Source organism: Flavobacterium chungbukense (assembly GCF_020805785.1).
GTDB lineage: Bacteria > Bacteroidota > Bacteroidia > Flavobacteriales > Flavobacteriaceae > Flavobacterium > Flavobacterium chungbukense.
This window is the reverse complement of sequence record NZ_JAJGZV010000003.1, coordinates 724,837-737,074: the sequence shown is the minus strand read 5'-3', so window position 1 is coordinate 737,074 and position 12,238 is coordinate 724,837. Positions and strand designations below refer to the sequence as shown.

Below are 12,238 nucleotides of genomic sequence, written 5' to 3'. Positions count from 1 at the left end.
ACAACACAATACATTGACAGAAATAATTACTCAACATCATAAACCAGCCGTAGACGGAATCACGATTGACTGCGTTTTCTTCGGTTTTAACAAAGAGAGTCTCGAAGTTCTCTTGGTTCAGCACGCTCAAGGCGAAAGTAAAGGAAAATGGGGCCTTCTTGGTGGATGGCTTCAGTTAGATGAAAGTGCCGATGATGCCGCACAACGCATTTTACAAGAACTTACTGGTCTTGAAGACATTTATTTGGAACAGTTGAAAGCCTTTACAAACCCTAAACGTGTTCTCGAAAGACGCGTTGTAACTATTGGCTATTATACTTTGGTCAATCGAGAAGATTATAACATCAAAGCGAGTTTAAAAGTTATAGAAGCAAAATGGTATAAAATCAACGAAATTCCAGAGTTGATTTTTGATCATAATGAAATATTAGATTTCAGTTTATTGCAATTGAGAAATCGCGTCCGTCAGGCACCAATTGGTTTTAATTTATTACCTGAAAAATTCACATTATTGCAACTAATGCATTTGTATGAAGAAATTTTAGGAATCGAATTGGATAAATCTAATTTCAGAAGAAAAGTACTTCATATGAAACTGCTTCAAGCATTAGACGAAAAACAAAAAGACGTTTCGCACAGAGCGGCCAAACTTTATAAATTTGATGCCGAAATCTATAAAAAATTAACAGAAAAGGGATTTAATTTTGAATTCTAACCCCAATTTTAATTCTTTACTGTCAACTATCGAACGTCAAGATTCCAGAATCCAAAACTTTGCGCTATCTTTGCGCCTTAATAACCTGCTTTAAAGCGATTGCTTTGGCATTATTTATACCCAAAAATTACTAAAACTCGTTTAGAGAACTGATATATTAAAATGAAGAAGATACGTAACTTTTGCATTATTGCACACATTGACCACGGTAAAAGTACATTGGCGGACAGATTACTAGGCGCAACACAAACCGTTACAGCTCGTGAAGAAAAAGCACAATTGCTTGACAACATGGATCTGGAGCGCGAGCGTGGAATCACCATTAAGAGTCACGCCATTCAGATGGAATACAAATATAAAGGTGAGGAATATATCTTAAACTTAATTGATACTCCCGGCCACGTAGATTTTTCGTATGAAGTTTCTAGATCAATCGCTGCCTGCGAAGGTGCACTTTTGATTGTTGATGCTGCTCAAAGTATTCAGGCACAAACGATTTCAAACTTATATTTAGCTCTTGAAAACGACTTGGAAATTATTCCGGTTTTAAATAAAGTTGACTTACCAAGTGCTAATCCAGAAGAAGTTAGTGATGATATTATCGATTTATTAGGATGTAAATTAGAAGATATTATTCACGCATCTGGAAAAACTGGTTTTGGTGTTGAAAACATCTTAGCCGCTATTATTGAAAAAATTCCTGCTCCAAAAGGAAATCCAGAAGAACCATTACAAGCTTTGATTTTTGACTCGGTTTACAATCCGTTTCGTGGAATTGAAGTAATCTTTAGAGTTGTAAATGGTGAAATCAAAAAAGGCCAGAAAATTAAATTCATGGCTACAGGTAATGAATATTTTGCTGATGAAATTGGAACTTTAAAATTAAATCAAGTTCCTAAAAATGTAATTTCTACTGGAGATGTTGGTTATTTAATTTCTGGAATTAAAGAAGCAAAAGAAGTTAAAGTTGGAGATACCTTGACTGATGCCAAAGTACCAACAACGAATATGATTACAGGTTTTGAAGATGTAAAACCAATGGTATTTGCTGGGATTTATCCTGTTGATACTGAAGATTATGAAGATTTGCGTTCTTCTATGGAAAAACTGCAATTGAATGATGCTTCGCTAGTTTTTACACCAGAAAGTTCTGCGGCGTTAGGATTTGGTTTCCGTTGCGGATTCTTAGGAATGCTTCACATGGAAATTATTCAAGAACGTTTAGAACGTGAGTTCGATATGACTGTAATTACAACGGTTCCTAACGTTTCGTATTTGGCTTATACCAAAAAAGATCCTGAAACTGCATTTGTAGTAAACAATCCTTCTGATTTGCCTGAACCTTCTCGTTTAGATAGAGTTGAAGAACCTTTTATAAAAGCAACAATTATTACAAAAGCTGATTTCGTAGGAAACGTAATGAGTTTGTGTATTGAAAAACGTGGTCAAATTACCAATCAAACGTATTTGACGACAGAACGAGTTGAATTAAACTTTGATATGCCTTTGGCGGAAATTGTATTCGATTTTTACGATCGTTTAAAAACGGTTTCTAAAGGTTATGCTTCTTTCGATTATTCTCCAATCGGTATGAGAACTTCGAAATTGGTTAAATTGGACGTTCTTTTGAATGCCCAAACAGTTGATGCGCTTTCTGCATTGATTCACGAAGATAACGCGTATAACATCGGTAAAAAAATGACCGAGAAATTGCGTGAATTGATTCCGAGACAGCAATTTGATATTCCAATTCAAGCTGCAATTGGAGCAAAAATTATCGCTCGTGAAACCATTAAAGCACTTCGTAAAGACGTTACCGCAAAATGTTATGGTGGAGATATTTCGCGTAAGCGTAAATTGCTAGAAAAACAGAAAAAAGGTAAAAAACGTATGCGCCAGGTAGGAAACGTAGAGATTCCGCAAGAGGCGTTTATGGCTGTTTTGAAATTGAATGACTAGATTTTTTTATTTTAGAAAATAGAAGAAAGAACAAAAAATATAGACTAACCCAATGACGAAAGTTGTTGGGTTATTTTTTTACGTTGTGTATTTTGATTGCGTAAGACGCACTGCGGTGCGTCTCTACGATTCTATGTCTATAAACGATACTATTTCTCAATCTATATCTGTAGAACGCACCGCAGTGCGTCTACACAAAGTATATCGACAAAATCAAAAATCGAATTCCCTTTTACATCAAAATAGAACATGAAGTAATGTATTTATGTAGTTCGAATGCTTAAATTCGTTTGTTTTTAATTTAATTTACTTATAAATTAAAAAGATAAAACCTACAAATTTATCAGAATATTAACCTGATTGATTCAATTTTAACGCGATAAATCAAATTTTTGGCTTGTATTATTATTGCAAAGTACATTTAATCTTACAAACAATTAAATTTTTAAGATTATGAAAACTAAACTATCAGTTATTTTGGCACTTTTTACCTTTTGTTTCGCAAACGCACAAGAAGATCAAGCTGAAGCTGAAATGAATTCTGCAAAAGGGGTGACTTTTCAACAAGGAGATATGTTTCTCGAAGGTTCTATAAAAATCAGTACAGGAGGTGAAGAAGATTATTATGGTTTTAGTCCAAAATTTGGCTACTTCCTGAATGATAAATTTGCTGTTGGAGCAAAACTAAACTATGCGAGTATTAAACAAGAAACTCCCTATGAGAAAACAAATGTATTTGGAGCTGGAGCATTTGCACGTTATTATTTCTTAGAATTAGATAAAAAACGTTTTAAAACTTATGCTGAGGTAGGTTTAGGATTTGGAAGAAATAAATATGAAAGCGATCTTATTAACGACACTACAAATAGCGTTACTGCAGATGTAAATGTTGGCTTAAACTACTTTATTACTAAAAATGTTGCAGTAACATTTGTATTAGCAAATATGCTTTCTTACAATAGCGTTGCTCCAGAAAACGGACCTTCATCAGATACTTTTCAATTGAATATTAATTTATTTGAAAACATCTTTGATCAACCACAATTCGGATTGTTATATAGATTTTAATCAACTAATAATCGTGCTTAAAAAACCCCAAATATTTATTTGGGGTTTTTTCTTAAGACAACAATGTTCCGCATATTCCCAATCCGATAAGTAAATATAGTGCGCCTATAATAAAGCAAACTTTTGCTCCATTAGGATGGTTTTTCTTCACTGCAAAACCAATGATTGTCATTAAAATTGGAGGTACGATCATAATCGCTACAAAAAAAGCGACTAAACCACCTAAATTACCTACTTCTAGCGCTGTCATATTCTTTATATGTTGGTTCTTAATTCTTCTAATCTTTTTACTTTATCATCTCTATAAAACAAATTCATAGTTTCAAAAGGAATTATTTTATTATCCTTATTGACAATATGTACACATGATTTTTTTATTGCTCTCACATCGAAATTATAGGCATCAATAAACTGCATGATAATAATTCTGAACAGATTATCATATCCTAATTCTGGCGCATCAATATTAGGAAGACAGCATAATATCGATTTCAAGTTTTCTTGTGCTACTTCTACAGAATTTCCTGTACTAAACAAATCTATCATTTTACCTCGAAGTACTTCGTCCTGCTCATAAATAATAGTGTTTTTACTATTGTCCAATAGATCATTTGGATTTATATATCGTGTCAACGGAAAAACTTCTTCTCCTAACTTCAACGCGTAACCCATTACTAAAGCATCAGGATTACACGGAACAGGAAGTAAATCATCTGAATTGAAAACTGTAGTTTGCTCCAGAATTTTTCTTCTTACTTCTGTTAATGTCATCCGATCGGTTTCTAAGTTAAAATTCTCCAGTCGGCCTGCAATTTGAGTCGGTTGAAATGTAACGCCTCGAACGCATTTTTGCTTTAGTGCAAACTCAACAATTTTACCGATTTCATGATCGTTTAATCCTTTCTGAAGTGTAACAACCAAAGTGGTCGATAAATTAACTTCATTTAGATTTTCTAAAGCCTGTTTTCTTATTTCACTTAAATCGGCTCCACGCAATTCCTGTAATACACTATCTTCAAAAGAATCAAACTGAAGATAGATTTCAAAATCTGGAGCATAGCTTTTTAGCCTCTGAACAAATTCTTTGTCTTTTGCAATTTTAATTCCGTTTGTATTCAGCATTAAGTGCTTTATTGGAGTTGACTTTGCATAATCTAAAATTTCAAAAAACTCAGGATGTATGGTTGGTTCTCCTCCACTAATCTGCACGACATCAGGTTCTTTTTCATTTTTAACAACGGTATCGAGCATTGCTTTTATTTCTTCAAGAGTTCTGTGTCGGCCATAATTAGGTGACGAACCTGCATAACAAGTCGGACATGTCAGATTACAGCGATCTGTAACCTCAATAACTGTCAAACAGGAATGCTGTTCATGGTCTGGACATAAACCACAATCGTACGGACAACCATAATGCGTTTTTGTATTAAAAGTATACGGCATCTCAGATGGTTTATTATAGTTTCGAATATTCTTGTAATACTGAATATCATCGGCTATTAAAACCTTAGAATTTCCGTGTTCCGGACATCTTTTGAGCATGTAGACATTCTCATCTTCAAAAACAATTTTGGCATCAATTCTCTTTAAGCATTCTGGACAAAGGCTTAATGTAAAGTCATAATATGTATATTTTCTAACCGGCATTTTTTACAAATAAATTTAAAATTGTTTTTTTATAATAAATCAGACAAATCAAGCATAAAATCTGAATTGAACTAATTCCTAAAATCAGGAAATAATTTGGTTTTAAAAACTCAACAAAAAAACGAAAACCAAAATAGGCAATCATAAAATACTGAAATAACAATCCATTTTTAAGATTTCTCGTTTTTAATTTCTTCAAAACAAAAAACAAAAAAATCAGAAATAGTAATTCGTATAAAGCAATTGGATGTCTTATAATGTTATCACCAAGATTCATACCTAAAAAAAAGGTCGTTTGTTTTCCATAAGTAAACTCATTTGTGCCAGATAAAAAACAGCCAATTCTCCCTATAAAAATTCCTAGAATAATCGGAAAGGTAAACAGATCGCCAGATGATTCTTTTTCTCCAATAATCTTCTTCGCAATTTCAACGCCTAACAGTCCGCCAAACAATCCTCCCATAATTGTTTTTGCATTAAAGAGATCTAAAATTGATTTTGCATCAAGATGAAAAACAGGATTTTCGAGAAAACCCATAATTCTAGAACCCAAAAAAGCTCCAATTGCAGCTCCCAATATGATTGATAATCTGTTAGAAGAAACAATAGTATCATTCGTTCTTTTTCTTAAAAAAACATAATATCGATATCCTAAAAAAAATGCCAAATATTCTAAAACTAAATGGATATTTATTTCATAACCATAAACAACTGGCTCAAAGGGAATCTTCATTCTTTATATCAGAATTTAATACTATAATTCTGTAAAGATGCAAAAAAATGTTTAAATTCATTCCACTTAATAAAGTAAAAGCTGTTTCAATTTGGAACAGCTTTTTTATTTCGAAAAACATTTAACCTTTGTAACTTTGGCTTTTTAAAATCAAGAAAAAAACTTAGAACCTCAGCAGCTTAGAACCTTAGAATCTTAAAAACAAATGCTCGACGAAACTCCAAAACGATTTGACCGAATTGTTGCCATTCTTATTCAATTGCAATCTAAAAAGATTGTAAAAGCACAAGAATTAGCCGATCGTTTTGATTGCAGTTTGCGAACTATTTACAGAGATATTAGAACGCTAGAGGCTTCTGGAGTTCCAATTTACAGTGAAGCCGGAGTTGGTTATGCTTTAATGGATGGTTATCGACTTCCGCCTGTCATGTTTACACGCGAAGAAGTCAGCAGTTTTATTGCCGCGGAAAAACTAATGCAGAAATTTACAGATCCGTCTTTGGGTACGCATTACGCATCGGCAATGTTCAAGCTAAAATCGGTTTTAAGAAGTACAGATAAAGATTATCTTTCGAATATAGAATCGAGAGTCGTTATGCAAACTGCAGAACCTATGTTCAATGATAATTCTCCCAATACATTGGCTGTTCTTTTTGAAGGAATTGCAGAGAAAAAACAAATTCTCTTAACGTATAAAACTTTTAATAAAGAGGAAACAACGCAACGAAATCTAGAACCAGTTGGCGTTTTTCATGATAATAACAATTGGTATTTTCTAGGTTATTGCCATTTACGAAAAGATTACCGCCAGTTTAGAACCGACCGTATTCAGGAAATCAAAAAAACTGAATTTGATTTTACAATCGAACACGATGCGTTGGAAACTTATTTGACTAAAACAGAAACTTGTCCTACAACTAAAGTGCGAATTTTGATTGAAAAGAAAATCGCAAGATATCTTACTTACGAAAGAAAATATCACGGCTTTGTATCTGAAAAAGAAGTAGGTGACAAAATCGAAATGAATTTTATGTGCCGCGATATCGAGAGTGGTTTTCCTCGTTGGTTTTTGATGTTTGGAGATTATGCAGAAATTCTGGAACCCGCCATATTAAAAACTAAAGTGCTAGAACTTCTAGAAATAAACAAAAAGAGGCTTTTATAAAAAAAAAACTCCTGAGAGCAATTATCATCAGGAGTTTTTTTATTTTCACTTTTTATCTTTCCCAGAAAAATGGTGGTTCGATATTTAAAGCTCTTAAATATACATAAGCTTGTCCGCGGTGATGCACTTCATTATCAATAAAATACAAGATGTTTTGTATTACTGGAAATTCATATTGACCGAAAAGATTGAATGTTTCGTTAAAATCTTCAATTGATAATTGTTCCCAATACTTATTAATTTCTGCCGTAGCTTCGTCCCATTTTTCCAAATATTGCGCTTTGAAAATCAAATTGTCTTTTCCTTCTGAAAATGCTTCAGTTTGTTTAGTCACAATTCCTTTTAGCCCTGGAACTGCAATAGCCAAAAGTTCATCTACCAATTTCGCAAAAGGACGCATTCCTCCGATTGAAAATTCAAAAAAATCCTTTTCAGGAAAAAGCTCAATCAAACGACGTGTTAATGCTCTATGTCCTTGCCAATGTTTCAATAAATCTTCTGAACTGATTACTTGCGCTTCTAATGTTTTCATGATTTTAAGGTTTTAAATTTCTATACATCAAAAGTAAAATGGGCCGGTGACAACAGTTTGTCAGCAGGAAAAAATATTTTTTGTAAATATTTTTTTTTTTCGTTAACCATCACAAAAACAACTAATTTCTCTTATTAGTTTGATATCGTTTTAGAATTTAACAAAAAAATACTTGTAATTCATTTTTCCTCAAATAAAACCTAAAAAATCATAAAATACTGACAATCATAATTTTAATAAGAATTAATTTCGTAATTTTAAGTAACCCAACTAATAAAAATATGAAATATGAGAGTGTCTCTACTTCTACTTTTATTATTTTATTCGGCCATATCTTCATCACAGGGAATCATAGTCGACACTACAACTTTGGGCATACCTGAACTGGTTCGAGCAGAATTGATGCAAAATGGCTGTTCAAACGAAAGTAATTTCAAGTTCTCTTCCCATCAAGGTATCGGTAAATTCACCAATACAAATCCTAACTTTCCTATTTCAAGCGGAATCATTATTCGAAACGGAATTGCCAAATATTCGGAAGGTTCCTATACAGGCAATAATGAAAGCAGTAAACTAAATGATGCTACAGATGCTGATCTACAGGTTATCAGCGACAACAATGGACAAGTAGTACCAGTTACAGATGTGAGTTTTCTTCAATTTGATTTTACACCTTTGTCGAGCAATTTTAGCTTTGATTTTCTTTTTGCTTCCAATGAATATGGCGAATTTCAATGCGGATTCAGCGATGTTTTTGCATTCATATTAACCGATTTAACAACGGGAATTTCTACAAATCTTGCCGTAGTTCCTGGAACAAATACGCCTGTATCGGTCAAGAATATTAGAGATCAGCAATATAATTCGTCCTGTTTATCTGCCAATGCGAATTTATTTGATCATTATAATGTGACGAATCCTGCTCAGTCGGCCATCAATATGAGAGGTGAAACTAAGGTTTTAACTGCTTCTTCAACGGTAATCCCAAACCGAACTTACCGCATAAAATTAGCAATTGGAGATTATAATGACAGCAATTATGATTCGGCAGTTTTTATAAAAGGCGGCAGTTTTATGACCACTATGGATTTAGGTCCTGACAGAACTATTTGCCAAGGCGAAAAAATAACACTTCAATCTGATCTTGTCGGTAATTACAGTTACGTTTGGACCTTAAATGGAGCCGTAATTTCAAATGAAACCAGCAATTCTTTGACAGTCGATAAAGCTGGAACTTATGGAGTGACCGCAACACTTTCTGGCTGTGTGGTTAAAGACGAGGTTGTAATTCAAGATCTGATTATCAAATCTCCAAAAAACTTAACTGCCTGCTACAGCACAACTGGAACTTATCAATATGATTTAACCCAAAACAACTTAACCGAATTAGGAATTGATCCCGCTAATTTTGCTATTTATTATTTTGATTCTTTAGCTTCAGCCAATGCAAACGGACCTACAATACCCGAAAATCAATTAAAATCTTATGTAAGTTCCGGCAATCAAACCATATACATAAAAGCAGTTCCTGTGGATAATAAAACCTTCTTTTGCAACAATTTAATTTCATTTAATTTACTGATAACCGATCCCATCAATGTTGTAAAACCACTAGACCTCAGTGCCTGTGAAAACATTTTTAAAAATGCACAGGTTGATTTAACTGTTCAGGAAACCATAATCTTAAACGGATTGAATCCTTCTAACTATTCAATCAAATATTATAGCAGCGAAATAGATGCTAATAATGGTAGAAACAGTATTGCAGATCCAAAAGCATTTATTACCAATTTGCAACAATCACCGAAAACAATTTGGGTTCGTGTTGAAAACATTTCGAACACCTTTTGTTACACAACAGTAAATTTCAATATCATTGTTAATCCGCTTCCGCCAGTTGATACTATTCCGAATGTTATTGCCTGCAACAGCTATACTTTGCCGCCCATTTCAAACGGTGAATACAACACATCAATAAATGGAACAGGAACAAAACTTAATCCTGGATATGTGGTTACTAAAAGTGGTACTTACTATATTTATCAAGGTCCGACCACAAACAATTGTAGCAACGAAACTAGTTTTAATGTAACCTTGGTCTACGAAATTGGTTTTAAAAAAGAATCTTGCGGTCAATACATAGTTCCTCGGGTGGCTGCAGGCGGCTTCTTTACGCAGCCAGGAGGACGAGGAGATTCTATCGCGGAAGGAACAGCATTTACAACCAGCCAGACTATTTATTATTATGCCGTAATAAATGGAGCAGTTTGTCGTGATATACCAGTGCCGTTTACGGTTTATCCTTTGCCTGAAGTAGATAAACCTGAAAATGTTGTGACTTGTGATTCTTACACACTGCCTCCCTTAGCAAACGGAAATTATTTCACATCATCTGGAGGTTTAGGTAAACCGTTAAATGCCGGAGACAAGATAACGTCAAGCCAGACTGTATTTATTTTTGCAAATGATGGAAGATGCACCAATGAACATTCTTTTAAAATCGACATCGTGAATACTCCTATTTTTATTCCAATTTCGAGATGTGGAAGTTTTACTTTGCCTCCTATTACCATTGGCGGTTATTTCGAAAGTCCAGGCGGTCAGGGTAAAAGTATACCAGCCGGCACTGTGATTACCAATTCGCAAACCGTATACTATTTTGCTGCAACTACAACTTCGCCGAATTGTACTGAAAATCTAAAATATGTCATTACCATAAAACCGCTGCCATTAGTAGATAAACCCGTCAATAGACTGGAATGTGCGCGTTATGTTTTACCGCCATTGCTAAATGGTAATTATTTTACAAAAACCAACGGTGGAGGAACAGCATTAAAAGCAGGTGACGTTATCACTTCCACACAAACTATTTATGTTTATGCTGTTGGAACTGAATGTACAAATGAGCATAGTTTTGCTGTTGAAATCAGACCTCTTCCTCCCGTTGACAGTTTTACAGATGTAGTTACTTGCACAGCATTTCCACTTCCAAAACTTAAAAATGGAAAATATTATACCGCTACAGGAGGACCAAACGGTTCAGGAACTCAACTTGCAGAAGGAATAGCCATTAACACAACACAAACCATTTATATTTACAATGAATGGCCCGACTTTAAGTCCTGCAGTAATGAAACTTTTTTTAAGGTTAATTACAACGGAATAGATGTTGGCAATTTTAGCAATATAAATGTTTGTGACAGCTATATGTTGCCACCGCTAAATTTGGGTAATTATTATGGACAGCCAGGAGGAAAAGGTCCTATAATTCCGGTCGGAACTATTTTACAAACCTCACAAACCATATATGTTTATGCCGTTTCAGGTAATCGTCTGACATGCGTTAGCGAAAAGAGTTTTTCAGTTACAATTTCCAAAACTCCCGTATTAGCAGACACTCCAGATGTTGCTATTTGCGAAAGCTACACTTTACCACCTTTAAACGTCGGAAGTTATTACAGCGGACCTAATGGAACAGGAACTCCATATGTGGCAGGACAAAAAATAAACACCAGCCAAAAAATGTATATATATGCCGTAGCGCCTACAAATTCGAGTTGTTTTGTTCAAGATGATTTTTACATTACCATTTATCCTTTAAAAAATTTCACAGTACAGAACGGAGTTATTTGTGTTGATTATCAAACGGGAACTTTACAGCATTCGGTAGAATTAAATTCAGGAATTAACTCCCCAGATTATACTATCGAATGGTATTTAAACAATACAAAAATGGGGACAGGCACAACTTATACCGCTGTTCAAGACGGAACTTATACAGTTGTCCCTATTAAAAACGTGCCCGATGTGGGTAACGACTGCGGATATAATCCAGCCACTGTGATCGTCGGAAAATCAAGTCCGGCAATTGCTACAGTAACTGTGTCGGGTGAATTTGAAGACACTGTGGATATTATCGTAAACCTCACAAATGGTTTCGGGAATTATGAATATCAGCTCGATGATGGAGATTTTCAGACCAACAATGTATTTCAGAATGTTGATTCGGGAGAACATGCTATTACAATAAAAGACACAAAAGCCAATTGCGACAATCTTATTTTGTTTGCCAAGGTGCTCAAATATCCTAAATTTTTTACTCCAAACAACGATGGCTACCACGATACTTGGAATATTCCAGACCTCGCTGATCAGCCAAATGCTGTCATCACTATTTTTGACCGTTACGGAAAACTCATAACAATGATAAAACCTTCTGGTGCTGGTTGGGATGGTAATTTTAATGGCAGTCCGCTTCCTTCTACAGATTATTGGTTTCACGTTACCTATACCCAAAATGGTGTAATTCAGGAATTCAAAGCTCATTTTAGTATGAAACGATGATTTTCAAAAGGAAAAAAAATTTTGTTAATAGTTATTCAATCATCAACTTTGTAAATTTACTAAAGTAAAAATCTT

The 12,238-nt window shown here is 34.2% G+C and carries 9 protein-coding genes; 5 read left to right on the top strand and 4 right to left on the bottom strand.

The genetic code is table 11. The features are described 5' to 3' along the window. The first annotated feature begins 13 nt into the window (after nt 1–13). The 3 genes from LL966_RS13465 to LL966_RS13455 all read left to right on the top strand — a co-directional run bounded on the left by LL966_RS13465 (nt 14) and on the right by LL966_RS13455 (nt 3,742). Nucleotides 14–715, top strand: coding sequence for an NUDIX hydrolase (locus LL966_RS13465; RefSeq protein ID WP_229353926.1), 702 nt, complete (start codon nt 14–16; stop codon nt 713–715). A gap of 162 nt (nt 716–877) precedes the next feature. Next, on the top strand, nt 878–2,674 hold the full coding sequence (gene lepA, locus LL966_RS13460) for a translation elongation factor 4 (protein WP_229353924.1): 1,797 nt from the start codon (nt 878–880) through the stop codon (nt 2,672–2,674). Between the two features lie 453 nt (nt 2,675–3,127). Then, the gene (locus LL966_RS13455; RefSeq protein ID WP_229353919.1) at nt 3,128–3,742 is read left to right on the top strand and encodes an outer membrane beta-barrel protein; all 615 of its coding nucleotides are present in this window, start codon (nt 3,128–3,130) and stop codon (nt 3,740–3,742) included. A 52-nt stretch (nt 3,743–3,794) separates the two neighbouring features. Here the strand turns inward: LL966_RS13455 and LL966_RS13450 are convergent, their stop codons facing one another. From LL966_RS13450 to LL966_RS13440, 3 genes are read right to left on the bottom strand one after another with little or no spacing between them, the layout of a single operon-like run. Then, on the bottom strand, nt 3,795–3,992 hold the full coding sequence (locus LL966_RS13450; protein WP_229353918.1) for a hypothetical protein: 198 nt from the start codon (nt 3,990–3,992) through the stop codon (nt 3,795–3,797). A 5-nt stretch (nt 3,993–3,997) separates the two neighbouring features. Further along, the gene (locus LL966_RS13445; RefSeq protein WP_229353917.1) at nt 3,998–5,389 is read right to left on the bottom strand and encodes a radical SAM protein; all 1,392 of its coding nucleotides are present in this window, start codon (nt 5,387–5,389) and stop codon (nt 3,998–4,000) included. Further along, entirely contained in the window at nt 5,379–6,122 is a 744-nt protein-coding gene (locus LL966_RS13440) for a prolipoprotein diacylglyceryl transferase family protein (protein WP_229353915.1), read from the bottom strand. Before LL966_RS13440 ends, LL966_RS13445 begins: the two co-directional genes overlap by 11 nt. 205 nt (nt 6,123–6,327) lie before the next feature. Here LL966_RS13440 and LL966_RS13435 point away from each other — a divergent pair, with 205 nt between their 5' ends. After that, nucleotides 6,328–7,287: a helix-turn-helix transcriptional regulator gene (locus LL966_RS13435; protein WP_229353913.1), complete on the top strand. Its 960-nt coding sequence runs from the start codon at nt 6,328–6,330 to the stop codon at nt 7,285–7,287. Between the two features lie 52 nt (nt 7,288–7,339). Here LL966_RS13435 and LL966_RS13430 read toward each other — a convergent pair whose 3' ends face one another. Beyond that, entirely contained in the window at nt 7,340–7,819 is a 480-nt protein-coding gene (locus LL966_RS13430) for a DinB family protein (protein ID WP_229353911.1), read from the bottom strand. Between the two features lie 288 nt (nt 7,820–8,107). Between LL966_RS13430 and LL966_RS13425 the strand changes: the two genes are divergently transcribed. Next, nucleotides 8,108–12,163 carry a T9SS type B sorting domain-containing protein gene (locus tag LL966_RS13425; protein ID WP_229353910.1) on the top strand — a complete coding sequence of 1,352 codons (4,056 nt, stop codon included), beginning with the start codon at nt 8,108–8,110 and terminating at the stop codon, nt 12,161–12,163. Nucleotides 12,164–12,238: the final 75 nt, after the last annotated feature.